We start from the raw sequence: 23,299 nt of genomic DNA on the forward strand, positions 1-23,299 counted from the left end.
TGACGCACGGCCGCACGTGCTCAAAAGGAGGGATAGATGACCAAGCCCAAGTTCCCAGGCATCCCCACCACCGGGGACGGATCGGAAGCTGCGGTATGGGTTGAGACCCACGTCTCCCAGGCGGGCATCGCCTACCCCATCACCCCGGCGACGAACATGGGGTACGGCTACCAGGTGGCGGTCGCCAACGGGCGCACCAACCTCTGGGGGGATCCCCTCAAGTTCCTCGAGCCCGAGAGCGAGCACTCCGCGGGCTCGGCGGCGGAGGGCTTTGGGGTGGCCGGGGGCCGGGTGGCCTCCTTCACCGCCAGCCAGGGGCTGGTCTTGCAAAAGGAGGTCCTCTACACGATCTCCGGCAAGCGCATCCCCGCGGTCTTCCACATCGGGGCCCGGGCGCTGACCAGCCAGGCGCTGAACATCCACGCCGGACACGACGACGTCTACGCGGTCGCCGACACCGGCTGGGGGATCCTCTTCGCGGCCAACGCCCAGGAGGTCGCGGACATGGCGCTGATCGCGCGCCGCGTCGCCGAGACCGCGCAGACCCCCTTCATGGTGGTGCAGGACGGCTTCCTGGTAACGCATACGGTGGAGAACTTCAACCTCCCCGAGCCGGAGCTGATGAAGCGTTTCGTCGGTGATCCGAAGGAGCGCGTGAGGAGCCTCTTCGACCCTGACCATCCGGTGATGAGCGGGGTGGTGGAGAACCAGGACGCCTACATGAAGGGGCGGATCGCCCAGCGCGCCTTCTACGCGATGATCCCGCCGGCGCTCGAGGAGGCCTTCGAGGCCTACGGCCAGCTCACCGGCCGGGTCTACGATTTCGTCGAGCCCTACCGCCTGGAGGACGCGGAGTACGCCCTGGTGGGCATGGGCTCGATGATCGGCAACATCAAGGCGGTCGTCGATTACCTGCGCGAGCGCGGTCAGAAGGTCGGGGCGCTGCACGTCCGGGTCTTCAGGCCCTTCCCCGGAGCGCGCATCGTCGAGGCTTTGAAGCACCTCAAGGCCTTCGCGGTGCTCGAGCGCACCGATGAACCGCTGGCCGAGGCCAACCCCCTGGCCCGGGAGATCAAGGCCGCCTTCGCCGACGCCTTCGACGGGTACCCCGGCTACCCCAAGATCGAGACCATGCCGCGCTTTTACCACGGCGCCGCGGGCCTGGGCAGCCGCGACATCCGCCCCGGTGACCTGGTCGCCGCCTTCGAGCACATGATGTCCGGGGCCGACCGGCGCTACTTCGTCTTGAACATCAAGCACCCCCTGGCCCTGGAGCGCAAGGAGGACCCCGACGTCATCGAGCGCGGGACCTTCCGCCTGCGCGGCTACTCGGTCGGCGGCTATGGCTCGGTGACCACCAACAAGGTGATCGCCAGCGTCACCGCGGACCTCTTCGGCCTCTTCGTGCAGGCTTTTCCCAAGTACGGGTCGGAGAAGAAGGGCCTGCCCACGAACTACTACCTGGTCGTCGCCGAGGAGCCGGTGCGCGCCCGCATGGAGCTGAAGTACGTGGAGATGGTCGCGATCAACGACCCCCACGCGCTCAACTACACCAACCCCTTCACCGGGATCGCCGAGGGCGGGGCGGTCTGGCTGCAGTCCCGGCACACCGATCCCGAGGCGATCTGGGCCTCGATGCCCAAGTACGCTCGGGAGATCGTGCGCGAAAAGCGGCTTCGGGTCTACGCGATCGACGCAGTGCGCATCGCTCAGGAGGTGGCCACCCGGCCGGATCTGGTGATGCGCATGCAGGGCATCGTGCTGCTCGGTGGCTACCTGCGCATCGCTCCCTTCATGGAGCGCGCCCACATCAGTGAGGGCGAGCTCTGGGAGCGGGTGGAGAGGGTCATCCGCAAGTACTTCGGCAAGCGCGGGGAGCAGGTGGTCAAGGACAACATGACCGCGATCCAGCGCGGCTTCAAGGAGCTCATCGAGATCCCGGAAGAGGTCAAGGCCAAGGAGCCTGAGGAGGTCGTGGCATGAAGCCAGAACCCAAGCACATCGAGGTCGGGGAGCTCGAGCTCGAGCTCGAGGTGCTCCCCGAGCCCGAACCGATCGACATCGACCATTACAACGAGACCTTCACCGAGGTCGTCGAGGCCTACAACAAAGGCATCGCCGACGAGGAACTGCCCGCGGACCTCGGGGTCGCCCGCAGCCTGATCGCCCCGGGCACCGGCGCCTACCGCGACTTCTCCTACATCGCGCCGGAGATCCCCGAGTACTACAACGACAAGTGCACCGGCTGCATGGAGTGCGTCACCGAGTGCCCGGACACCGCGATCCTGGCCAAGGTGGTGCCGGCGAGCCAGCTCGAGGCCGAGCTCAACAAGATCGACGACCCCGAGACCCGCGAGCGCATGCGGGCGCACTTCGCGAAGACCCGCAAGTACTACGACCTGCCCGAGAAAAAGGGCAAGGAGCCCGGCTACTTCTCGATCTTCATCGATCCCACCAAGTGCAAGGGCTGCGGGGAGTGCGTCGAGGTCTGCGACGACGACGCCCTGGCGATGATCGAGAAGGTCGAGGGCACGGTTCCCGCGTACAAGGAGGCCTTCGCCTTCTTCGAGTCGCTCCCCAACACCCCCCGCGACTACATCAACGAGCGCACCCCGATCGACATCATGCTGGACTTCAACACCCACCTCTACGTCGGGGGCGCGGGGAGCTGCGCGGGCTGTGGCGAGGCCACCGCGCTGCGCATGATGGCCGCGGCCAACGCCTTCTACTACGGCAAGGACTGGGGCATCGTCGCCGCCACCGGGTGCAACACCGTCTACTCCTCGACCTACCCCTACAACCCCTTCCTGGTGCCCTGGACCAACTCCCTCTTCGAGAACGCGGCCACCGACGCGATGGGCATCCGCATGCGCTGGGACCAGATGGGCTGGGAGCACAAAAAGCTCTGGGTCGTCGGCGGCGACGGGGCGATGTTCGACATCGGCTTCCAGTCCCTCTCGCGCATGCTGGCCTCGGGGATGAACATCAACGTCCTGGTCCTCGACACCCAGGTCTACTCCAACACCGGCGGCCAGGCTTCGACCGCGACCTACCTGGGCCAGGAGACCAAGATGTCGGCCTTCGGTAAGGTCCTCAAGGGAAAGACCGAGCGCCGTAAGGAGATCGGGGAGATCCTGATGATGCACCCCGACGTCTTCGTGGCCCAGACCACCGCCGCCCATTACAACCACTTCTACAAGGCGATCTTCGAGGCCAACGAGTACGAGGGGCCCTCGGTGGTGATCGTCTACACCACCTGCCAGCCGGAGCACGGGGTGGCCGACGACATGGCTTCCCACCAGGCCCGCCTGGCGGTGCTCTCCCGCACCTTCCCGGTCTTCGTCTACGACCCCCGGAAGGGGGACCGGATCTCCGAGCGGTTGGACCTCAAGGGCAACCCCTCGATCTACGACGACTGGTATGTCGACCCCAAGACCAAGAAGCCGGTGACCTTCATCGACTTCGCGCGCACCGAGGGGCGGTTCGCCAAGCACTTCGACAAGGACGGCAACCCCGACGAGGTCCTCCTGGCGGCGAACGAGGACCGGCTCAAGAACTGGCGCCGGTTGCAGGAGCTCGCCGGGATCCTGGACAAGAAGAAGAAGACCGCCTAAGGGGCGGGCGTTGCGCTGGGCGGGGAGGCCTCCCCGCCCAGCGTCTTCTTGACCCGCCCCGGTTTTCCCAGGGGGAAGAGGTGGACGCCGTGGGCACCGGCCGCCTTGAGCGCTTCGAGGGTGCGCCGGGCCCAGGCGTAGCCGGCCGGGGCCCCCTCGGCCCGCAAGGACGCGATCAGTGCCTCGGGCACGCGCGCCCAGGCGCGGACCCGCTCGGCCATGCGCGCGCTCACCAGGGGGAGCACCCCCCAAAGGAAGTGGACGCCTTCCGGCAGGGGACCCAGCGCGTCGAGGAACCTAAGGGCCTCTTCCGCGGCGAAGACTGGCTGGGTCTGGAAGAACCGCGCCCCGGCCTCGATCTTGGCCTGGGTCTTTTCCACCTCGGCGGCGAGGTCTGCGGCCGTGGGGTTGGCCGCGGCCCCCAAGAAGAGGTCGGTCGCGCCCTCGAGCGCCCCCCCGGCCCAGTTCTGCCCCGCGTTGAGCCGCCGGGCCAGCGCGATCAGCTCGACCACCCCCACCTCGTAGACCGGTTTGGCGAAGGGGTGGTCCCCCCGCGTCGGGGGATCCCCGCCGAGCAGGAGCACGTTCTTGACCCCGACCGCGCTGGCCCCGAGCAGCTCTGCCTGCAGGGCCAGGGAGTTGCGGTCCCGGGCGGTGAGGTGGGGGATGGCCTCGACCCCGGTCGCGTCCTCGACCAGTCTGGCGATCACGAAGGGGCTCATGCGCAGGTTGGCCATCGGGGCGTCGGAGAGGTTCACCGCGTCGACGAAGGGGGCGACCTCGCGCACCTCGGAGAGGGTGCGCGCGATCGCCGTCCCCCGGGGCGGGTCCACCTCGGCGGTGATGACGAACCGCCCTGCGGCGAGCTTCTCCCGCAGCGTCATCCCTTGGCCCTCCGTGGCCGGGTGCGCTCGGCGGCGTCGAGGAGGATCGTCACCGGTCCGTCGTTCAAGAGCTCGACCTCCATCATCGCCCCGAAGACCCCGGTCTCGACGTGCACCCCGGCCTCGACCAACCGGTCGATGTAGTCGGCGTAGAGCCGTTTGGCGAGGTCCGGGTCCGCGGCCTGGGCAAAGGAGGGGCGGTTTCCCTTGCGGGTGTCCGCGTAGAGGGTGAACTGGCTGATGACCAACGCTTCGCCGCCGACCTCGAGCAGGGAGCGGTTCATCTTGCCCGTTTCATCGGCAAAGATGCGCAGCTGTACGGTCTTCTTGGCCAGGTAGGCGGCGTCCTCCGGGGTGTCCCCGCGGCGTATTCCAAGGAGGATCACGAGGCCCGGGCCGATCTCGCCGACGACCTCACCCTCGACGCGCACCCGGCCCCAGCGGGCCCGTTGCAAGACCGCCCGCATCTATGCCTCGAATCCGTAGGCGTAGAATCCGTAGGTACCGGGGCCGACGTGGCTGGTGATCACCGCGCCGAGCTTGCCGGTGTAGACGACCTCGACGGGCAGACCGGAGCTCAGGATCTCGTGCTTTAAAGGCTCGACCGCCTCGGCTTCGCCGGCGTACAGGAAGGCGGTGCGGATCCGGGGCTTGCCCTCGGCCCAGGCTCGGAAGGCCTTGATCATCTCGATCAGGGCCTTCTTCTCGCCCCGAGCCCGGCCCGCGGCCTCGACCATCCCCTGGTTGAGGGTAAGGATCGGCTTGATCCGCAGCATGCCGCCGAGCAGCGCGGCGGCGCGGCCGATGCGCCCGTTCTTTTGCAGGTACTCGAGGCTGGCGACCGAGAACCGCAGGATCTGGTCCTCGCGGACGCGCTCGAGCTCCTTGAGGATCTGGGGCAGGGTGGCCCCGGCCTCGATCAGCTCCTGGGCCCGCATGACCATCAGCCCGATCCCCGCCGAGGCGGCGAGGGTGTCGAAGACGCTGACCTTGCCGGAGAAGGCTTCCGCCGCCATCTGCGCCGAGCGCACCGTCCCCGAGAGCTTGGAGGAGATGTGAATGGAGAGGACGTGGTCGGCCTCCCCGAGGGCCTCCGCGTAGACCTTGCGGAAGTCCTCCGGCGTGGGCTGGCTGGTGCTGGGAATCGGTTTGCCCCGCTTCACCGCCTCGATCAGGTCGTCGGCGGTGATCTCCGCGCCATCCCTATAGGAGCGGCCGTCGAGGAAGACGTAGAGCGGAACCACGCGCACGCCGTGGGCCTCGGCCCAGCCCGGGGGGAGGTCGGAGGTGGAGTCGGTGACCAGTGCGAGCTTCATCCCTAGCAAGATAGCCCATGGAAACTTAGAAGGCCAGGTGCTATTTTATGCGCATGTTTCGGGTGTTGGTCACCGATCAGATGCGCATCGAGGACCCTCAGCGGCCTGGGGTGGTCTTGGACTACCGGCCGGGGCTTTCCCGGGAGGAGGTCTTGGAGAAGATCGCGGCCTACGACGCCCTGATCACCCGGAGCCGCACCAAGGTCGACGCCGAGCTTTTGTCCCGGGCCACCCGCTTGAAGGTGATCGGACGCGCCGGGGTAGGGGTGGACAACATCGACCTCGAGGCCGCCTCGCGCCGCGGGGTGCTGGTGGTCAACGTTCCCGAGGCCAACACCCGCTCGGCGGCGGAGCTGGCCTTTGGTCTCTTGATCGCTGCCGCCCGGGGCCTTGCCCGCGCCGACCGCCAGATCCGGGAGGGGGTCTGGGACCGGGCCTTTCTCGGCAAGGAGCTGATGGGCAAGACCCTGGGCATCGTGGGCCTGGGGCGCATCGGGGGGCAGGTGGCGCGCTTTGCCCGGGCGTTTGACATGCGCGTCCTGGCTTACGACCCTTACATCCCGAAGTCCCGGGCGGAGGCGATCGGAGCCGAGCTCGTGGACGCGATCGAGGACCTCTTGCGCCAGAGCCAGTTCTTGACCGTGCACACCCCGCTCACCGAGGAGACCCGGGGAATGATCGGGCGTCGCGAGCTCTACCTCCTACCCCGGGGTGCGGTGGTGGTCAACGCCGCGCGCGGGGGGATCATCGATGAGGCGGCGCTGCTTGAGGTCCTCGAGGAAGGCCACCTCTTCGCCGCCGGGCTCGACGTCTTCGCCAAGGAGCCGCCGGAGCAGACGCATCCCCTGGTCCAGCACGAGCGGGTGGTGCACACCGCGCACCTTGGGGCGAACACCGAGGAAGCCCAGTCCCGGGTGGGGCAGGCGGTGCTCGAGCGGGTGATCGCTGCTTTGGAGGGGGAGATCGCCTACGCGATCAACGCCGGGTTTGACCCCGAGGCCTACCGTGCCCTCAAGGGCTTCGTTCCCCTCGGCGAGGCCCTCGGCCGCTTCCTCGCCCAGGTCACCCGGGGGCGGGTGCAGGCGGTCGAGGTGGGGTTCCTAGGGCGCTTCGAGGCGGACCCCGCGCCGGTCGTCGCCGCGGTGGCCAAGGGCCTGCTCGAGCCGGTGCTCTCGGAGGGGATCAACCTGGTCGCGGCGCGGCCGCTGTTGCGGGAGCGGGGGATCGCGCTCTCCACCCGGACCGGGGAGGAGGCCGCGGGCTACGCCCAGCTCGTCGAGGTCAAGCTCACCACCGACCGCGAAGCCCGGGTCGCGCGCGGCGCGGTCATCGCCGGCCGCCCCCGCCTGGTGGGGCTCGACGGGTACGCGATCGAGTCGGTGCTCGAGGGGACGCTCTTGGTCTGCGAAAACCAGGACCGGCCGGGGGTCGTCGGTCAGGTCGGCACCTTGCTGGGAGAAGAAAACGTGAACATCGCCGGGATGCAGCTTGGCCGGGACCGCCCCGGGGGACGGGCGCTGTTCATCCTTGAGGTCGACGAGCGTCCCAGCGAGGGGATCCTCTCCCGCCTCGCCGCCCTTCCCGAGATCGAGCGGGTGGAGGTGGCCACGCTTTGAGGCTACGGCTCTTGACCCCGGGCCCGGTCGAGCTGCACCCCCGAGCCAGGGAGGTCCTCTCCGGCCCCCAGCCCCATCACCGCAGCCCCGAGGCCGCCGAGGCCCTCCATAGCCTCCGCGCCCAGCTGAAGGCGGCCTTCGGCACCGCCGGCGAGGCCCTGGTCCTCACCGGCAGCGGCACCCTGGGCATGGAGGCCCTGGTCGGGGGGCTCTTTCGCCCCGGGGAGCGGGTCGTCGTGCCGGTTTCCGGCAAGTTCTCCGAGCGTTGGGCGGAGATCGCAAGGGCCTTGGGGCTCGAGGTCGAGGCCTTCTCGCTCGACTGGGGCCGGGCGGTCCGCCCCGAGGCGCTCGCCGAGCGCGTCGACGCGCGCACCGCCGGGGTGCTCTTGACCTACTCCGAGACCTCGACCGGGGTGCTGAACCCCCTCGCCGAGCTCGCCGCCGCGGTTCGGGCCAAGAACCCCGAGGCCCTGGTGGTGGTGGACGCGGTGACCGCGCTCTTTTTGGCCCCGATGGCGCTGGACGCGATGGGCGTGGACGCCGCGGTCGCGGGCAGTCAAAAGGGGCTGATGCTGCCCCCGGGCTTGGCCTTCGTCGCCCTCGGTCCCAGGGCGCTTGCGCGGCTCAGGCCCTACGGCTACTACCAGGACTTGACCCGGGAGCTCCGGCAGCAGGCCCGGGGCCAGGCCGCCTTCACCCCGGCGATCCAGCTGGTCTACGCCGCCCGGGCGGTGCTCGAGGTGCTCCTGCCCCGCCTTGAGGCCCACCTCGCCGAAAAGCGGGCGCAAAACGCACGGCTTTATGCGCTTGGCCGCTCCGCGGGGCTCCGCGCCGTGCCAGAGCCGGGGTTCGAGAGTCCCGCGGTCGCCGCGTTCTGGCTGCCCCCGGACGCCGGCTACGACCGGGCGGTCGAGGCGTTTGCCCGCCGGGGTTTTCGCATCGCGGGCGGGCAGGGGCCGTTGAGGGGGCGGATCCTCCGGGTCTCGATGATGGGCCATTTTCCCGAAGCGGAGCACGAAGCGGTCTTCGCCGCCGTCGCCGAGGCCTTCGACGAGCTTACTGGGCGCTCTTCAGGTCCGGCCTGAGCCGGGTGGCCTCGCGCAGGTAGACGTGGCGGATCTCGTCCTGGGCTTTGTCGGTGTTCCACAGGGCGAGGATGCGGATCACCCGGGGAAGCGACCCGGGCACCGGCACCTCGCGCGCGGAGAGGAGGGGGACGAGGTTCATCCCCAGCCGACGTGCCGCCTCGGCGGGAAAGGCCGCGCGCAGGTCCTCGGTCACGGTGAAGATGATCGCGGCCAGGGTCGAGGGATCCTCGATGCCGTTGGCCGCGAAGATGGCCTTGAGGAGCTCCTCGGTGGCCGAGAGGATGGCCTCCGGCGTGTCTTCCTCGACGGTGATCGCTCCGCGAATGCCCCGGACCATGGCGCCGATTCTACCTGCTATCGGGGCGCGGCCACACGCCCCTGGGAGCGAAGGTAAAGGCCACCGCGACGGCACTGAGGACGGCGGGGAGGACGCGGTAGCCGGCGAGCTCCCCGGCCAGGGCCACCGCCCCCAGCGGGGTTTCCAGCGCGGCGGCGATCCAGGCCGTGCCGCCGGCGATGGCCAGGACCCCGGGATCCAGCGGGTGGGGGAGGCTTCGGGCCAACGCCAGGCCGGCCAGCCCCCCGAGCACCAGGCTGGGCGTGAAGGGGCCTCCGTAGGCGCCGAGGCCGAGCCCCAGCGCGCTGAGGAAAAAACGCGCGGTGAAGATGAGCAAGAGCGCCCCTGCCGGGACGATCGGCGCGGTGAGGAGCTCCAGCCAGCCCAGGCCATCCCCCAGGATCTCCGGCAGCGCCAGGGCCAGCGTGCCGAGCACCAGGCCGAAGAAGGCGTGCCGTCCCCAGAAGGGGACCGGCTTGGCTTCGCGTTCGATCCAGCGCATCAGGCCCCGCCAGGCCCGGATCAGCGCGGCGACGGCGAACCCCAGGGCGACGGCGGCGAGGACCTCGGGGACCTCGATCCTTCCCGGCTTGAGGGCGATCAGGGGCCCGTAGCCGAGCAGGCCACCGTAGACCGCGAACCCGGAGAAGGCCCCGATCAGGGCGGGGGTGAGCTGGCGGGCCTCGAGCCCCAACCGTCGATGTAAGAGCTCGATGGAAAAGAGCGCCCCCGCCAAGGGGGCGTGAAGGGCGGCGGCGAAGCCGGCCGCCAGCCCGGCGTGGGCCAGCGCCCGGTTCTCGGGCCGTACGAGCCCCCGTCCCAGGCCGTGGCCGAGGACCGCCATCGGTCCTTCTCGGCCGAGAACGCTGCCCGCCCCGAGCTCGAGGAGGCTGCCCAGCACGTAGCGCCACTGGGCCACCTGGTCGAGGCGCATCCCCCTTCGCTCGAGCAGGAGGCGGGGCAGGCCCTGATTGCTGCCGAGGAGTGAGGCCAGGAGGAAGATCGGGGGAAAGAGCGCGAGGCTGAGGGCGGGCATGGGATGGGTGAAGACCTGGTGCAGGCCTCGCTCCCCCGAGGGGCCGGGGGGAAGGTAGCCGATCAGCTCTCCGAGGAGGAGTTGCGCCAAAAGCCCGATCAGGCTGGCCACTCCGGCGGTAAGGAGGCCCACCAGCGCGCCCACCGCGGCGTAGGCGAAGAGGGCGCTTCGCATCGTTTACCAGCCTACAACCCGGTCGAGCGGGGTTCCGGGTCGGATCCTCGGGACCGGGTGGCCTAACGCGCGGTGGCCGGTGAGCGCCCAGCCGATCGCCTCCCGCGCGGGAAGGCCGTGGGCGATCAGGGTGCGGACCTCGTCCCATACGTCGAGGGAGCCGCCGGAGAGGGCCGAGTCGGTGCCCAGCGCGATCGGGATCCCCAACTCCTGATAGGCCCCGTAGGGAGGGAGACCGGCTTCGAGGTTGAGGTTGGAGCGGGGGCAGCTGACCAGGGTGACGCGGTGCTCGGCCAGGAGGCGGAGGTCCGCCGCGTCGACCTGGACGCCGTGGACCACCAGGGGGCGGGCCTCGAGCACCCCAAGCTCGGCCAGGTAGGCCACCGGGCTGAGCCCCACCGGGTGCAGGTCGAGCGGCACCCCCAGCCGGCGGTAGAACGCGGCGAGGGGTCCGCTGCGGTGCTCGAAGTAGGCCCGCTCGGCGGGGCTCTCCGCGAGGTGGATCATCAACGGCAGGCCCTCTTCCTTTGCCAGCTCGACGATGGCGCGCATCAGGCGCGGGGAGAGCGAATAAGGCGCGTGGGGGGAGAGGCCGAGCCGGGGCCCGCCCGGGCGCCGCCATCGCTTGGCCTGGGCGATAATCTTCCGGGCCTCGGCCAGGGCCCGTGCCTCCTGCGCGCTTCCCAGCCCCAGCACCTCCCAGAACACGATGCCCTCAAAGGGCGCCTCCGCGAGCCACCAGCGCACGGTGTCGGGGTCCTTCGCGGCGATGTCCCCCAGGGTGCGCTGGACGCTGGCCTTCGCCGCCTGTTTGGCCTGGGACTGCCCCCGCGTGGCGTTTTTGGGCAGCACCGCCTTTTCCACGAAGTCGACGAACGGCCCCTTAAAGACCGGGCCCAACCCCAGGTCCAGGTGGGTGTGGGCGTTCGCGGCCTGGGGACCGAGGTAGGTGCGAAAGGCCTTGATCGGGGCCCGGGGATGCCGATGGATGAGCTCGGTCCTCGAACCGAGCGCACGCACCCGGCCGCCCTCGACCAGGAGCGCCCCGTCCGGGATCGCCGTGGCCTCGTCGAGGAAGACCCAGGGCGCGGTGAGGATCATCGCGCAGGTGCCGGGTCGTGCACCTTGATGAGGTTGTAGTAGACGTCCCGCTCGGCGGGGATGAAGCCCGCGGCGCGAATGTGATGGTGAATCTGGTCCAGCGTGGCGTGGGTGCGGTCGTAGCCACCGGCGGCGGAGACGACGTTCTCCTCGAGCATCGTCGAGCCGAAGTCGTTGGCCCCGTAAAAGAGCGCTGCCTGGGCCACCCGAAAGCCCATCGTGGGCCAGGAGGCCTGGAGGTAGGGGATGTTGTCCAGCGCCAGCCGGGCGATCGCCAGGTTCTTCAGGTATTCGTGGGCGCCGGCGCCCGGGGCCTTGCCCTTGTAGGCGGTCGCCTCGGTTTGCAGGGTCCAGAGCGCGAACGCGGCAAAGCCCCGGTCGCCCCGGGAACGGGCCCGGTCTTGCTGCTGGCGAATCAGGTCGAGGTGGATCGCCCGCTCGCGGGGCCCCTCGCCAAACCCGATGACCATGCTTGCCAGGGTGTAGAGGCCAAGCGCCTGGGCGGTGTCCACGATACGCAGCCAGTCCGCGGTGGGGATGCGCCGGGGGGCGGCCTTGTGGCGGACCTCGTCGACCAGGATCTCGGCACCGGCTCCGGGCATGCCGTCCAGCCCCGCGTCCTTGAGGCGGGCCAGGATCTCGCGGGCGTCGAGCCCGGTCAAGCGCTCGAGCCCCAGGATCTCCTCCGGGCTGAAGGCGTCGATGCGCACGTCAGGGTGGACGCGCTTGAGGTAGCGGAGCAGCTCTTCGTACCAGCTCAAGGGGAGCTCGGGGTGCACGCCCCCCTGCATCAGGATCCGCCGCCCGCCCACGGCCTTGAGCTCGGTGACCTTCTCGGCGATCTCCTCGTAGCTCAGGACGTAGGCCTCGGGGTGCTTTTGGGCGCGCCAAAAGGCGCAATACGGGCAGCCGATCGTGCAGACGTTGGCGTAGTTGATGTTGCGGTCGATCAGGTAGGTGACGATCTTGGGGGGCGCGACCGCCAGGCGCCGGGCGTGGGCCGCCGCGGCCAGCTCGGGCAGGGGGAGCGAGAAGAGGGTTTCCACCTCTTCGAGCGAGAGCCGCCTCCCCTCCACCGCGCGTTCCAAAAGGTCCATGCCCCCATGTTGCCATATTTCCCCCGGCGGTCTCTGTCAGAATGGGGGCATGGAGCTCAAGCTGGTGCCCATCGAAACCCCCGAGACGGTCAACGTGATCCTGGGGCAGGCCCACTTCATCAAGACCGTCGAGGATCTGCACGAGGCCCTGGTCAACGCGGTGCCCGGGATCCGCTTTGGCCTGGCCTTCAACGAGGCCAGCCAAAAGCGCCTGGTGCGCCGCTCCGGGACCGACCCCGAGCTGGTCGCAATGGCGGTGAAGCACGCCCGCGCGGTGGGGGCCGGGCACGTCTTCATCGTGGTGTTGGGGGAGGGGGTCTACCCCATCAACGTCCTGCCGCACCTCAGGCAGGTGCCCGAGGTGGTGCGCTTGTTCGCAGCCACCGCCAACCCGCTGAAGGTCGTGGTGCTCGAGGATGGCGACCAGCGCGGGGTGCTCGGGGTGCTCGACGGGCTGACCCCGCTCGGCGAGGAGGGGGAGGCCGACGTCGCCGAGCGCAAGGCCCTCTTGCGCCAGTTCGGCTACAAGCTATAGGTCGTCCTCGGTCCGGGCGAGGAGGGCCCGGGCGTGGGCCTCGAGCCCCTCGGCCCGGGCCAGCCGGGCGGCGGGCTCGGCCAGGGCGGCGGCGGTCTTGGCGTTCAGCCCCACCACCGGGATCACCTTGAGGAAGTCCCCGACCCGCAACGCGGCGCTGAAGCGGGCGGTCCCGGAGGTGGGCATGACGTGGCTGGGACCGGCGATGTAGTCGCCGAGCGCCTCTCCCGAGTGTTCACCGAGGAAGACCCCGCCGGCGTTTTGGACCATCTCCAGCCAGGTAGAGGGGTCCTCGACCGAAAGGCAGAGGTGCTCCGGGGCGTAGAGGTTGGCGAGCCCGATGGCCTCCTCCAGGTCGCGGCTCTCGACCAGGCCTCCGTTCTCCAGCGCCCGCTCGATCACCCGCCGCCTGGGGAGGGTGGCGAGTTGGGCCTCGACCTCGCGCGCGGTGGCCTCCAACACCTCGCGGTCCGGGGAGATCAGCCAGGGCTCGGCGAAGCGATCGTGCTCCGCCTGGGCCAGCAGGTCGGCGGCGAGGAGGGTGGGGTTCGCCTTCGCGTCGGCGACGATCAGGGTCTCGGTGGGGCCGGCCAGGCCGTCGATCCCCACGTCCCCATAGACCTCCTTCTTGGCCAGGGTGACGAAGAGGTTTCCGGGGCCGACGATCTTGTCCACCCGGGGCACGCGCGCGGTGCCGTAGGCCAGCGCGGCGATCGCCTGGGCCCCGCCCATCGCGAAGAGGCGGTCGGCCCCGGCCGCCCAGGCCGCGGCGAGGATCGCGGGATGGGGCTTGGGCGGGGTGGCGACGACGATCTCTCCCACGCCGGCCACCCGCGCCGGGATCACGGTCATCAGCACCGTGGAGAGCAAGGGAGCGCTGCCGCCGGGGACGTAGACCCCGACCCGTCCCAGCGGGCGCACGAGCTGGGCGAGGAGGCCGCCCTCGGTGGCCAGAAAGCCGCCCTTGGGCTCTTTCTTATGAAAGGCCGCGACGCGCTCGCGGGCGGTCTCCAGCGCTTCCCTGAGCTCGAACTCGAGCCCATCGTAGGCCTCGCGCCAGAGCCGCTTTGGCACCTCGTAGGCGGGGCTGTGGTCGAGGCGCTCGCTCCAAAGGTCGAGGGCCTCGTCCCCCCGGGCCTCGACGTCGCGCACCACGCGCCGCACCGCCTCCTCCGGGGAGAGCGGTGCGCCGAAGCGTTCCTCGATGCCTTGCATGAGCTCCGGGGTGGCCTGATAGCGCAGCTTGCGCGACGCAAAGCGGGACTTGACCTCGTCGGCGGTGTAGATCCTCATCGTTTCCTCCGTCGCCGCCGCGGCTTGCGGGCGGGCTGGGTGAGCTCGAAGGCCTCCTTCAACCGGGCCTCGAAGACGTACTGTCCGACCCGCTGGGCGAAGCGCACCGGCCGGCCCTCGGCGTCGAAGTGCACCACGCTCACTCCCGGGCGCAGGCGGAAGACGCGGGTCTCGATCGTGCCCCAGGGAAAGGTCAGCGCCTGATCGGGAAGGCGCTTGGCGTGGACCCGCCCGCCGACCATCGGCAGGGTAAGGACCTCGCCCTCGAAGCGGGAGAGGGCCAGGATCAAGGAGAGGGGATCGTGGTAGTCGGTGACGTAGGGCAGCACCAGGTCCGGCCCCACGACGACCCCTTCGTCGCGCAGGAACTCGAGGTCGAAGACCCGCGCGCCGCGGCCCTCGACCCGCTCGGTGTAGCGCAGGGGAAGCCCCTTTTGGTCCATGACGCTGGTCCACTCCTGGCGGGTCTTGGGCAGGGGCAGGGCGACCTCGGCACGCAGCTTCATGCGGTAGCCCCCGGGGATCGGCTCGAAGGTCAGCTCCTCCTCCCCGGCGGGTCGCCCGGCGTAGGTTAGGTCGTAGGTGAGGCGGGTCGGGGCCTTCATCAGCGTGATTCTACAAGCTAAACTGGGGGGCGTGACCGACCCCTCGCGCATCCGCAACTTCTCCATCATCGCGCACGTCGACCACGGAAAATCCACCCTGGCCGACCGCATCCTGGAGCGGACGCGCGCAGTGAGCGAGCGGGAGATGCGGGCGCAGTACCTGGATCAGCTGGACCTCGAGCGCGAGCGGGGCATCACCATCAAGGCCGCCGCGGTGCGCCTCAACTACCGCGCTGAGGACGGGATCACCTACGTCTTCAACCTCATCGACACCCCGGGCCACGTGGACTTCCATTACGAGGTCAGCCGGGCCCTGGCCGCGGTCGAGGGGGTGCTGCTCGTCGTCGACGCCTCCCAGGGCATCGAGGCCCAGACCATCGCCAACTTCTTCCTGGCGATGGAGCACGAGCACGCGATCATCCCGGTGATCAACAAGATCGACCTCCCCAACGCCCGTCCCGAGGAGGTCGCGCTGGAGATCGAGGAGACCTTCGGGATTCCCGCCGACGAGGCGATCTTCGCCTCGGGAAAGACCGGAGAGGGGGTGGACGCGATCCTCGAGGCCATCGTCCAGCGCATCCCCCCGCCCAAGGGCGACCCCAAGGCCCCCTTGAAGGCGCTGATCTTCGACTCGGTCTTCGATAAGTACCAGGGGGTCGTGCCCTACGTGCGCGTCTTCGAGGGGACGGTCCGCCCCGGGGACACGATCCGCGTCTGGTCCACGGGCAAGGACTACGAGGTGGACCGGGTCGGGGTCTTCAGGCCCGGCGGCATCGAGGACACCGAGGTCCTCTCGGTGGGGGAGGTGGGCTGGATTATGGCCGGGATCCGGGAGATCCACGACGCCCAGGTCGGGGACACGATCACCCACGCCGGCCGCCCCACCGACGCCCCCTATCCTGGGTTCAAGCCGGCCAAGCCAGTGGTCTTCGCCGGACTCTTTCCCACCGACTCCCAGGCCTACAACCGCCTTCGCGACGCGCTCGAGAAGCTCCGCCTCAACGACGCGGCGCTGGTCTTCGAGCCCGAGAGCTCGGACGCGCTGGGCTTTGGGTTCCGCGTGGGCTTTTTGGGATTGCTGCACGCGGAGATCGTTCAGGAGCGGCTGGAGCGGGAGTTCGGCCTGGAGCTGATCGCCACCGCCCCCAGCGTGGTCTACAGGGTCCAGCTCAAGGATGGCGAGGAGGTCGAGGTGCATAACCCCTCGGACCTGCCCGACCCCACCCGTATCGAGGCGGTGCTCGAGCCCTACGTGCGGCTCTCGGTCTTCACCCCGGAGGCCTACGTCGGGCCGATCATGCAGCTCTTGCAGGAAAAGCGCGGCAAGATGCTCAACATGCTCTACCACGGCAAACGGGTGGAGCTGGTCTACGAGGTGCCCTTCGCCGAGATCCTCTTTGACTTCCACGACCGCCTGAAGTCGATCTCCCGCGGCTACGCGAGCATGGACTACGAGCAGATCGGCTACCGCCCCGGCGACCTGGTCAAGGTCGACATCCTGGTCCACGGGGAGAAGGTCGACGCCCTGGCCTTCATCGCCCACCGCGAGAAGGCCTACCGCATGGGCCGGCAGGTGGTGGACAAGCTCGCCGAGGTCATCCCCCGGCAGCAGTTCCCGGTCGCGGTGCAGGCCGCGATCGGTGGCAAGATCATCGCCCGGGCCACGGTCAAGGCGCTCAGGAAGGACGTCCTCTCCAAGTGCTACGGCGGGGACGTGACCCGCAAGAAGAAGCTCTTGGAAAAGCAAAAGGAGGGCAAGAAGCGGCTCAAGGCGATCGGCCAGGTCGAGGTGCCGCAGGAGGCCTTCCTGGCCGTACTCAAGGCGGGGCAGGAGGACTAGGTGGTAGACTGATCTCCTAAAGAAAGGAGGTCAGGATGCCCGAGGTCGAATCCGGCGAACGCCTCGCCGAGGCAGTGCGTCGCCTGGTCCTGGATCTCTTTCCCGGGGGGCCGCCCTTCGCGCTGCGGCTCTGGAACGGGGAGGCGCTGCCCTCAAACAGGGAACCACCCCCGGCGACGGTCTGGATACGGGATCCGCTGGCGCTCTTAAGGTTGCGCTCGGACCCCTTGGACCTGGCGCTCGGGGAAGCCTACGTGGCCGGGGAGCTCGAGGTCGAGGGGGACATCGAGGTCCTGCTCGCCGAGCTGGAGGCCGCCGCCCCCCGCCTCGACCCGGCGCGGCTGGCGCGCACCCTCAAAGACGCGGTGGCCCTGAGGCGGGCGCTCCCGCGCCCGGGCCTCGCCGCCCGGCTTAAAGGGCGGGTACACTCGAAGGCCCGCGACCTGCAGGCGATCCGTCACCATTACGACGTGGGCAACGACTTCTTTGCCCTGTGGCTGGACCGCTGGAGGATCTACTCCTGCGCCTACTTCCCGGAAGGCGACGAGGACCTGGACACCGCTCAGGAGAAAAAGCTTCGTCACACCCTGAAAAAGCTCCGCCTCAAGCCCGGCGAGCGCCTGTTGGACATCGGCGCGGGCTGGGGCGGCCTGGGGCTCTTCGCGGCTCAGAACTTCGGGGTCAGCGTCCGGGGCGTGAGCCTGGCCAAGGCCCAGGTCGCCCACGCGAACGCCTGGGCCCGCCGCCTCGGCCTTGCCGACCGGGCGCGGTTTGAGGTCCTGGACTACCGCGACCTCGAGGGCGAGTTCGACAAGCTGGTCAGCGTGGGGATGGCCGAGCACGTGGGGCGGGCGATGCTTGCCCGCTACTTCGCCAAGGCCTACTCCCTGCTGCGTCCGGATGGGCTGTTCCTGCACCACGTGATCACCCGGGGCCCGGTCAAGAGCCGCTTCGACGCAGGCCTCGCGAGCGGGGAGTTCTTGCGCCGCTACGTCTTTCCCGATGGGGAGATCCTCCCCCTTTGGGAGCATCTGAAGGCCGCCGAGGACGCTGGCTTCGAGGTCCGCGACGTCGAGGACTGGCGCGAGCACTATGCGAAGACGCTGCGCCACTGGGTCGCGCGCCTTCAAACGCGCTGGGAGGACGCGGTGGCCGCGGTCGGCGAGGGCCGGGCGCGGGTCTGGAAGCTCTACATGAGCGTCTCCGCCTACCAGTTCGCCGCCGGCCACCTCAGCGTGCACCAGGTGCTCCTGGCCAAGCCCGACGCTTCGGGTCGCGTGTCCCTGCCTCCGTCGAGGGCCGACCTCTACACCGGGTAGACTGCGTCCATGGAACGCCTCACCCGCTTGCGCCGGGTGCTCGCGGCCGCCAAGCGGCACCCGGTCTACGCCGACCGCCTGCGGGGGCTCGATCCCGAGCGTGCCACCGAGGCCGATCTGTCGGAGATCGAGCCCACCTCCCGCGAAGCCTGGCTGGATTACCTCGAAGCCCATCCCGAGCCCCCCGCGGGCACGGCGATCGCCCACTTCACCCCCAGCCCGCGGCTCGGCTGGATGCCCGAATACCTCTCCGCCGAGGACCTCGCCCTCCAGGCCAGCGGCTTGGCCCCCTACTTTGCCGTGCTGGGGCTGAGAGGTCCGGTGCTCTCGACGTTCGCCTACCACGTCTTCGCCGGGGGCTGGCTCTTTCACGAGGGCCTCGTCGCCGCCGGGCTCGCGGTCATCCCCCACGGCCCCGGCGAGGCCGAGCGGGCGGCGAAGATCGCCCGACGCACCGGGGTCAAGACCCTGGTCACCAACCCCTCCTTCGCCCTGCGCCTCGCCGAGGCCGGCCTGCGCGCGGCGCACCTGATCGCCGCCGGCGAGCCCTTCACCTCGGTACCCGGGTTTCGCGCGCGGGTCGAGGCCGCGCTGGGGGCCAAGGCCTACGATGTCTTCGGCACCTCCGAGCTCGGCCTGGTCGCCGGCGAAAGTCCCGCGCAGGACGGGCTCGCCGAGCTGCCCCGGATGGCGGTCCTCGAGGTTTTGGACCCCGAGACCCTGGCCCCGGTCCCCGACGGCGGGCGCGGCGAGCTGGTGGTCACCGCCCTGACCCGTACCCTGATGCCCATGGTGCGCTTTCGGACCGGGGACCTGGCCGAGGTCCGCTACCGCGAGGGGCGGGTGGTGCTCCCCCGCGGGGTGATCGGCCGGGTGGACCAGATGGTCAAGGTCAAGGGGGTGAAGCTCTATCCCTCGGAGCTTTCCGGGCTGCTCAAGGGGTATGGCGTCACCGCCTACCGGGTGGTGGTGGAAAGAAAGCCCTCGGGGACCGACGCCTTCGTCCTCGAGGTGGTCGCGGACGCGGTGCCCGAGGGCCTGGCCGAGGCGGTCAAGGCCGCGACCGGCCTCAGGCCCGACCGCGTCGAGCCGGTGGCCGAGGTCGAGGGGCTCCTTGAGGATCGGCGCTAAAGGGGCCCGGGCAAAGCCCGGGCCCAGGAGAGAGGAGGGGCCTAGAGGAAGCGGACCTCGACCACCGCTTGCTCGATTCGGTATTGCCCCGAGAACGTGACCTGGGTCTGGCCGTTTTGCAGGCAGGCGGGGTCGCTGCTGGCCCGGCCGGTGAGCCCTTCGGTTTTGAGTTCCACGCCGAGCACCAGCGATCCGCTCAGCACCGCGTTGAGCTGGGCCTCGCTGAGCCGGGCCGAGCCCTTGAGGGTGAGGGTGTCCCGGGGGTTGATCGGGGCGCTCACCTGCGCGCCCTCCAGCGGGCTTTGCCAGAGCTGGGCGGCGTCCCCCGCCAGGTAGACCTGGGCATGGAGCGTGCCGCCAAGGTCGTCGACGCACGCGATTCGGTCCTCGAGGGTGGCCTGGTAATCGAGCACCAGGCTGGCGGGCGAAGCGGGCAGGTTGGGGACGTCGAAGGTGAAACGGTATCCGCTGGCGTCCGGTATCTGTAACTTCTGGTCGCTGAGCTGCGTACCGGGTGGCACGGGTACCGTCCGGGTAACGCTCCCGCGTTCGTAGCCGTGTTGCTGCAGCGCGGGCATCAGATCGATGGTGAGGGGTAGGGGCCCGCACGCTGCCAGGAAGAACACCGAGAGTAGGAGCGGCCAAAGCTTTTTCATGCGCGTCACCTCACCTTCAGTATCGGCGCGAAGGTCAACGCGAGGTAAACCCCCATTCGGGGGTGGTGTGGTTTTTAGGCGCCGTTCTTTTCCTTTTGCGGCATGAAGGGGTCGGGGATCTCGGGGAGGGGGGTGAAGCGGTCCACGGCGTCGATCAGCTTCTGCGCGGTGGTCTCGCGAAAGGCCACGACCTCGACGCGGATACCCCGGTCCATCAAGACCTCGAGGACGTCGACGAAGTCCCCATCGCCGCTGCCCAGCACGACGACGTCCAGGTGGTCCATCAGCCGCACCATGTCGGCGACGATCCCCATGTCCCAGTTGCCCTCGTAAATCGGCTTGCCGGTGTCGGTGGTGTGGTGCAGCTGGAGCTTCATGCGCTTGACCCGGTAGCCGATCGTGGAGAGCTTGTAGATGAAGGGCCAGGCCGAGGTGTCCCCCTCGCGCTCGACCACGTAGGCGATCGCGTGCACCAGGTCGCGCCCCTGGGCGGCAAAGCGCAGCAGGCTTTCGAAGTTGATGTTGCGCTCGTAGTTCTCCCGGGCCGAGTGGTAGAGGTTTTGGGTGTCGACGAAGAGGCCGACGCGGGGCGTGCAGCGGGGCGTCATCGGGGCACCTCGCGGGTGGGGATGAAGCGGTAACGCTCCGCGGGCTGTTGCCCGTAGTAGCGTTGCTCGACGGTGATCTCGCGTTCGTTGAGCTCGAGCACCGCGTAGCTCGGCTTGCCCTTGCCGCGCACCCGGTTGGTCGAGGCGGTGCCGGCGTTGACGATGAGCATCGACTCGAAACGCCACACCCAGGGGACGTGCTTGTGGCCGGTGAGGACCAGGTCCACGCCGTGTTCGGTGAGGAGCCTCAGGAGGTCGCCGGCGTCTTGAAGGATGTTCCGTTCCCGCCCCGCGCCGGGGACCGGGAGCAGGTGGTGGTGGGTGACGAAGACCTTGAGCGCGTCGTTTGGAGCGTGGCCCAGCGCCTCCTCGAGCCAGGGGTAGATCGTGCGGCCGATCCGCCCCTCGTCGAGGTCTGGCTCCGAGGAGTCCGCGGCGACGACGTAGACCCCGGGCAGGCGGTAGGTCCCGTAGCGCGGCCCGAAGAGCTCCTCGAAGTGGACGTAGCCGACGTTCCGGGAATCATGGTTGCCGGGGGTGAGCAGGACCGGGACCTCGATCCGGTCCACCCAGCGCTTGGCCTCCTGGTACTGGTAGGCGAGCCCTTTGTCGGTGAGGTCCCCCGCGAGCACTACCAGGTCCGGTCGCTCGGCGTTGATCTCGGCGATCAGGCGCTCGAGCAGCTCCGGGAGGAAGTGGCTGGAGCCCACGTGGATGTCGGAGGCGTGGTAGATCCTCGGCATGCAGGGGCCATTCTACCGGCTCAGGGCTCGTCCCAGCGATAGGGTCGGATCGCCGCCGGCTTCCCCGCTTCGAAGTCGATCTCGACCGCACAGAGGCGGGCCGGCCCCTTGGCCGGCCGGAAGGGCTGGGGACGGGCGGTGAGGAAACGGTTCAAGAAGGTCTCGACCTCGCCGCCGATGATCGAGTCGTAGGTCCCGGTCATGCCCACGTCGGCGATGAAGGCCGTGCCCCGCTTGAAGTTCCCGGCGTCCGCGGTGGGGACGTGGGTGTGGGTGCCGACGATCGCGCCGACCCGTCCGTCGAGGAAATGGCCGAGGGCGTACTTTTCGCTGGTCGTCTCGGCGTGAACGTCCACGAGGCTATACCGATAGCCCTCGGCCCTGGCCAGGACCCGTTCGGCGCTCTGAAAGGGCGAGTCCAGGTTGGGCTCGACGAAGACCCGCCCCATCAGCTGGAAGATCAAAAGCCCCGAGGTCACCAGGTAATCCCGCCCCGGGGTCCCCGGGGGATAGTTGGCCGCGCGCAGGATCGGCTCGGTCTCGATCAGGTCGTAGACGTCCCGGTGATCGAAGGCGTGGTTGCCCAGGGTGATCACGTCGATCCCGGCGTCCCGCAGGCGGCGGTAGGCCCGTTTGGAGAGGCCCTTGCCCCCGGCGGCGTTCTCGCCGTTGGCGATGACCAACTCGTAGCGGTCGCGGATGTCCGGCAGGTGGAGGGCGACGGCGCGCAGGCCCGGTTCGGCCATCACGTCGCCGATGAAGAGGACGCGCACGCGCGTATTCTAGGCGCCCACGGTGAGAAAGGGGAGGGCAGGCTCCTCATAGCGCGGGTTGGGATCGTTCAGGGGGTCCTGCCAGCCCACGGCCTTCAAGGCCTGCTTCCACCCCGCGAAGTTCTCCCGATCCGCCAGCTGCATCGCCGCGAGCCCGACCTCCGGTCCGCCGCGGGCGATCACCGCCTCCACCCAGGCCCAGCGGGCGGAGACCGCGCGCATCTCGATCCGCGGACGGTGCTTGCGGAAGGCCTTCTCCAACCGCTTCAGGCGACGCTCGATGACCTTCACCCCGGCGAAGCGGTCGGCGTGGTGGGGGGTGTGGCGCTTGGGAACGAAGGGGCTCACGGTCAGCGCGACCTGGGCGTAGGTGGAGAGCTCGAGGGTGAGCGCGATCATCTCCTCGAGGTCGGTCTCGGTCTCGGTGGGCAGACCGATCATCTGGTAGAGCTTGAACTTCTTGAACCCGGCCTCCCTGGCCACCTTCGCGGCGTTCAGGAGGTGCTCGGTGGTGATCTGCTTCTTGAGGAAGTCGCGAAGGCGCTGGCTGGGGCCGTCGGCGGCGAAGGTGAAGCTCTTCATCCCTCCCGCGCGCATCAGCTCGGCGAGCTCGAGGTCCACTCGGTCCGCCCGGATCGAGGAGTAGGAGAAGGTCTGCCCGCGCTCGACCAGGGCCCGGGAGAGGGCCTTGACCCAGGGGTAGTCGGTGAGGGCGGCCCCGATCAACCCCACCTTGGGCACGTCCTCGGGGATCGCCGCCAGCACCCGGTCGAGGGGGACGTTCCGGGTGGGCCCGTACATCACCCGCGCCAGGCAGAACGTGCAGGGGCGGGGGCAGCCGCGCTCCACCTCAACGAGGAAGGTGTTCGCGAACTCGGCAAAGGGGGTGACGATCTGGGCCGCAGCGGGCAGGGCCTCGAGGGGAGCGGTCGCCCAGTGCGGTTCCCGCGTCATGCGGTCGGGGAGGAAGACCCCGGGCAGCCCCTCGATCAGGTCCAGGAAGTCGGCCTTGTCCTCGGCCTGACGCCAGGCCTCGGCGAGCTGGGGGATCAGCTCCTCCCCGTCGCCGATCACGATCGCGTCGGCGAAGGGGGTCAGCGGCCAGGGGTTGGACGAGGTCAAGGGACCGCCGATGATCACCGGAGGATCCGCCTCCGCGCGCTCCTCGCGCAATGGGGCGAGACCGCTTCTGGTGAGCAGGCGGACGACGTTGGTGAGGTCCAGCTCGTAGGCGATGGAGATCGCGAAGAGGTCCGCCTCGTAGGGGGGACGACCACCCTCGTAGGTGAAGAGCGGTCCAGGGAGTTCCTCCAAAAAGAGGCGTTCGGCGACGAAGTCGGGTTCGGCGTTGAACCGCTGGTAGGCCACCTGAAAGCCCAGCGAGGCCATCCCCACGCCGTAGGTGTTGGGGTAGGCGAGGGCCACCCGAAACGGGGCGTCCTTTTGGATCGTGCCCCGCTCGGCGGCGAGGCGTCGTTTGACCAGGGATTGGAGCGCGCTCACTAGACCCTTAGTCTAGCAAAAACCTGGGGT

Annotated in this window: 22 protein-coding genes; 8 read left to right on the plus strand and 14 right to left on the minus strand. The window is 69.3% G+C overall.

Annotated elements, in window-relative coordinates; all coding sequences use genetic code 11:
• Positions 1 to 36 precede the first annotated feature (36 nt).
• Positions 37 to 1,983 carry a 2-oxoacid:acceptor oxidoreductase family protein gene (locus ACZ48Y_RS02415; RefSeq protein WP_464741806.1) on the plus strand — a complete coding sequence of 649 codons (1,947 nt, stop codon included), beginning with the start codon at positions 37 to 39 and terminating at the stop codon, positions 1,981 to 1,983.
• Complete coding sequence (locus tag ACZ48Y_RS02420) at positions 1,980 to 3,614, plus strand: thiamine pyrophosphate-dependent enzyme (RefSeq protein WP_464741808.1); 1,635 nt, start codon at positions 1,980 to 1,982, stop codon at positions 3,612 to 3,614. Before ACZ48Y_RS02415 ends, ACZ48Y_RS02420 begins: the two co-directional genes overlap by 4 nt.
• On the opposite strand, the gene ACZ48Y_RS02425 is transcribed toward ACZ48Y_RS02420, so the two are convergent.
• The 3 genes from ACZ48Y_RS02425 to ACZ48Y_RS02435 are packed head-to-tail and all read right to left on the minus strand — an operon-like array spanning position 3,611 to position 5,814.
• Entirely contained in the window at positions 3,611 to 4,498 is an 888-nt protein-coding gene (locus ACZ48Y_RS02425) for a methylenetetrahydrofolate reductase (RefSeq protein WP_464741810.1), read from the minus strand. The two genes, ACZ48Y_RS02420 and ACZ48Y_RS02425, sit on opposite strands and share 4 nt — an antisense overlap.
• Positions 4,495 to 4,965, minus strand: coding sequence for a D-aminoacyl-tRNA deacylase (gene dtd, locus ACZ48Y_RS02430; protein WP_464741812.1), 471 nt, complete (start codon positions 4,963 to 4,965; stop codon positions 4,495 to 4,497). The genes ACZ48Y_RS02425 and dtd overlap by 4 nt, the downstream gene beginning before the upstream one ends.
• The gene (locus ACZ48Y_RS02435) at positions 4,966 to 5,814 is read right to left on the minus strand and encodes a DegV family protein (protein WP_464741814.1); all 849 of its coding nucleotides are present in this window, start codon (positions 5,812 to 5,814) and stop codon (positions 4,966 to 4,968) included.
• Positions 5,815 to 5,867: 53 nt separating this feature from the next.
• Between ACZ48Y_RS02435 and serA the strand changes: the two genes are divergently transcribed.
• Both serA and ACZ48Y_RS02445 read left to right on the plus strand, forming a co-directional pair.
• The gene (gene serA, locus ACZ48Y_RS02440; RefSeq protein ID WP_464741816.1) at positions 5,868 to 7,430 is read left to right on the plus strand and encodes a phosphoglycerate dehydrogenase; all 1,563 of its coding nucleotides are present in this window, start codon (positions 5,868 to 5,870) and stop codon (positions 7,428 to 7,430) included.
• Positions 7,427 to 8,515 (plus strand): pyridoxal-phosphate-dependent aminotransferase family protein, encoded by a 1,089-nt coding sequence (locus ACZ48Y_RS02445; protein ID WP_464741818.1) that lies wholly within the window; start codon positions 7,427 to 7,429, stop codon positions 8,513 to 8,515. Before serA ends, ACZ48Y_RS02445 begins: the two co-directional genes overlap by 4 nt.
• On the opposite strand, the gene aroH is transcribed toward ACZ48Y_RS02445, so the two are convergent.
• The 4 genes from aroH to ACZ48Y_RS02465 are packed head-to-tail and all read right to left on the minus strand — an operon-like array spanning position 8,487 to position 12,263.
• Positions 8,487 to 8,855, minus strand: coding sequence for a chorismate mutase (aroH, locus tag ACZ48Y_RS02450; protein ID WP_464741819.1), 369 nt, complete (start codon positions 8,853 to 8,855; stop codon positions 8,487 to 8,489). The genes ACZ48Y_RS02445 and aroH overlap by 29 nt on opposite strands.
• Before the next feature lie 10 nt (positions 8,856 to 8,865).
• Positions 8,866 to 10,065, minus strand: coding sequence for a chloride channel protein (locus tag ACZ48Y_RS02455; RefSeq protein WP_464741821.1), 1,200 nt, complete (start codon positions 10,063 to 10,065; stop codon positions 8,866 to 8,868).
• A 3-nt stretch (positions 10,066 to 10,068) separates the two neighbouring features.
• Entirely contained in the window at positions 10,069 to 11,166 is a 1,098-nt protein-coding gene (locus ACZ48Y_RS02460) for an amidohydrolase family protein (RefSeq protein ID WP_464741823.1), read from the minus strand.
• Positions 11,163 to 12,263, minus strand: a complete 1,101-nt coding sequence (locus tag ACZ48Y_RS02465; protein ID WP_464741825.1) for a CofH family radical SAM protein — start codon at positions 12,261 to 12,263, stop codon at positions 11,163 to 11,165. The genes ACZ48Y_RS02460 and ACZ48Y_RS02465 overlap by 4 nt, the downstream gene beginning before the upstream one ends.
• A gap of 49 nt (positions 12,264 to 12,312) precedes the next feature.
• On the opposite strand from ACZ48Y_RS02465, the gene ACZ48Y_RS02470 reads away from it, so the two are divergent.
• Positions 12,313 to 12,798: an adenosine diphosphatase gene (locus tag ACZ48Y_RS02470; RefSeq protein WP_464741827.1), complete on the plus strand. Its 486-nt coding sequence runs from the start codon at positions 12,313 to 12,315 to the stop codon at positions 12,796 to 12,798.
• Here ACZ48Y_RS02470 and hisD read toward each other — a convergent pair.
• Entirely contained in the window at positions 12,793 to 14,091 is a 1,299-nt protein-coding gene (gene hisD / locus ACZ48Y_RS02475; protein WP_464741829.1) for a histidinol dehydrogenase, read from the minus strand. The genes ACZ48Y_RS02470 and hisD overlap by 6 nt on opposite strands.
• Positions 14,088 to 14,696, minus strand: coding sequence for a DUF3108 domain-containing protein (locus ACZ48Y_RS02480; RefSeq protein WP_464741831.1), 609 nt, complete (start codon positions 14,694 to 14,696; stop codon positions 14,088 to 14,090). Before ACZ48Y_RS02480 ends, hisD begins: the two co-directional genes overlap by 4 nt.
• Before the next feature lie 31 nt (positions 14,697 to 14,727).
• On the opposite strand from ACZ48Y_RS02480, the gene lepA reads away from it, so the two are divergent.
• From lepA to ACZ48Y_RS02495, 3 genes are read left to right on the plus strand one after another with little or no spacing between them, the layout of a single operon-like run.
• Positions 14,728 to 16,536, plus strand: a complete 1,809-nt coding sequence (lepA, locus tag ACZ48Y_RS02485; RefSeq protein ID WP_464741833.1) for a translation elongation factor 4 — start codon at positions 14,728 to 14,730, stop codon at positions 16,534 to 16,536.
• 35 nt (positions 16,537 to 16,571) lie between these two features.
• Positions 16,572 to 17,855: a class I SAM-dependent methyltransferase gene (locus ACZ48Y_RS02490; RefSeq protein WP_464741835.1), complete on the plus strand. Its 1,284-nt coding sequence runs from the start codon at positions 16,572 to 16,574 to the stop codon at positions 17,853 to 17,855.
• Positions 17,856 to 17,864: 9 nt separating this feature from the next.
• Positions 17,865 to 18,986, plus strand: coding sequence for a phenylacetate--CoA ligase family protein (locus ACZ48Y_RS02495; protein ID WP_464741836.1), 1,122 nt, complete (start codon positions 17,865 to 17,867; stop codon positions 18,984 to 18,986).
• A gap of 41 nt (positions 18,987 to 19,027) precedes the next feature.
• Here ACZ48Y_RS02495 and ACZ48Y_RS02500 read toward each other — a convergent pair whose 3' ends face one another.
• From ACZ48Y_RS02500 to ACZ48Y_RS02520, 5 genes are all read right to left on the minus strand, one after another.
• The gene (locus ACZ48Y_RS02500; RefSeq protein WP_464741838.1) at positions 19,028 to 19,642 is read right to left on the minus strand and encodes a hypothetical protein; all 615 of its coding nucleotides are present in this window, start codon (positions 19,640 to 19,642) and stop codon (positions 19,028 to 19,030) included.
• A gap of 74 nt (positions 19,643 to 19,716) precedes the next feature.
• Positions 19,717 to 20,250: a LabA-like NYN domain-containing protein gene (locus ACZ48Y_RS02505; protein ID WP_464741840.1), complete on the minus strand. Its 534-nt coding sequence runs from the start codon at positions 20,248 to 20,250 to the stop codon at positions 19,717 to 19,719.
• Positions 20,247 to 20,993, minus strand: a complete 747-nt coding sequence (locus ACZ48Y_RS02510) for a metallophosphoesterase family protein (protein WP_464741842.1) — start codon at positions 20,991 to 20,993, stop codon at positions 20,247 to 20,249. The genes ACZ48Y_RS02505 and ACZ48Y_RS02510 overlap by 4 nt, the downstream gene beginning before the upstream one ends.
• Before the next feature lie 20 nt (positions 20,994 to 21,013).
• Complete coding sequence (locus ACZ48Y_RS02515) at positions 21,014 to 21,766, minus strand: TIGR00282 family metallophosphoesterase (protein WP_464741844.1); 753 nt, start codon at positions 21,764 to 21,766, stop codon at positions 21,014 to 21,016.
• A 9-nt stretch (positions 21,767 to 21,775) separates the two neighbouring features.
• Positions 21,776 to 23,269, minus strand: a complete 1,494-nt coding sequence (locus ACZ48Y_RS02520; protein ID WP_464741846.1) for a B12-binding domain-containing radical SAM protein — start codon at positions 23,267 to 23,269, stop codon at positions 21,776 to 21,778.
• Positions 23,270 to 23,299 lie beyond the last annotated feature (30 nt).

The sequence above is a fragment of the Rhabdothermus arcticus genome, from assembly GCF_055382915.1.

Coding starts and splice junctions, on each gene's coding strand:
- hisD (WP_464741829.1), bottom strand. CDS start 14,091: ATGAGGATCTACACCGCCGACGAGGTCAAGTCCCGCTTTGCGTCGCGC.
- aroH (WP_464741819.1), bottom strand. CDS start 8,855: ATGGTCCGGGGCATTCGCGGAGCGATCACCGTCGAGGAAGACACGCCG.
- ACZ48Y_RS02510 (WP_464741842.1), bottom strand. CDS start 20,993: ATGCCGAGGATCTACCACGCCTCCGACATCCACGTGGGCTCCAGCCAC.
- ACZ48Y_RS02490 (WP_464741835.1), top strand. CDS start 16,572: ATGCCCGAGGTCGAATCCGGCGAACGCCTCGCCGAGGCAGTGCGTCGC.
- ACZ48Y_RS02435 (WP_464741814.1), bottom strand. CDS start 5,814: ATGAAGCTCGCACTGGTCACCGACTCCACCTCCGACCTCCCCCCGGGC.
- ACZ48Y_RS02455 (WP_464741821.1), bottom strand. CDS start 10,065: ATGCGAAGCGCCCTCTTCGCCTACGCCGCGGTGGGCGCGCTGGTGGGC.
- ACZ48Y_RS02500 (WP_464741838.1), bottom strand. CDS start 19,642: ATGAAAAAGCTTTGGCCGCTCCTACTCTCGGTGTTCTTCCTGGCAGCG.
- serA (WP_464741816.1), top strand. CDS start 5,868: ATGTTTCGGGTGTTGGTCACCGATCAGATGCGCATCGAGGACCCTCAG.
- ACZ48Y_RS02420 (WP_464741808.1), top strand. CDS start 1,980: ATGAAGCCAGAACCCAAGCACATCGAGGTCGGGGAGCTCGAGCTCGAG.
- ACZ48Y_RS02505 (WP_464741840.1), bottom strand. CDS start 20,250: ATGACGCCCCGCTGCACGCCCCGCGTCGGCCTCTTCGTCGACACCCAA.
- ACZ48Y_RS02415 (WP_464741806.1), top strand. CDS start 37: ATGACCAAGCCCAAGTTCCCAGGCATCCCCACCACCGGGGACGGATCG.
- ACZ48Y_RS02465 (WP_464741825.1), bottom strand. CDS start 12,263: ATGGACCTTTTGGAACGCGCGGTGGAGGGGAGGCGGCTCTCGCTCGAA.
- dtd (WP_464741812.1), bottom strand. CDS start 4,965: ATGCGGGCGGTCTTGCAACGGGCCCGCTGGGGCCGGGTGCGCGTCGAG.
- ACZ48Y_RS02470 (WP_464741827.1), top strand. CDS start 12,313: ATGGAGCTCAAGCTGGTGCCCATCGAAACCCCCGAGACGGTCAACGTG.
- ACZ48Y_RS02425 (WP_464741810.1), bottom strand. CDS start 4,498: ATGACGCTGCGGGAGAAGCTCGCCGCAGGGCGGTTCGTCATCACCGCC.
- ACZ48Y_RS02495 (WP_464741836.1), top strand. CDS start 17,865: ATGGAACGCCTCACCCGCTTGCGCCGGGTGCTCGCGGCCGCCAAGCGG.
- ACZ48Y_RS02480 (WP_464741831.1), bottom strand. CDS start 14,696: ATGAAGGCCCCGACCCGCCTCACCTACGACCTAACCTACGCCGGGCGA.
- ACZ48Y_RS02460 (WP_464741823.1), bottom strand. CDS start 11,166: ATGATCCTCACCGCGCCCTGGGTCTTCCTCGACGAGGCCACGGCGATC.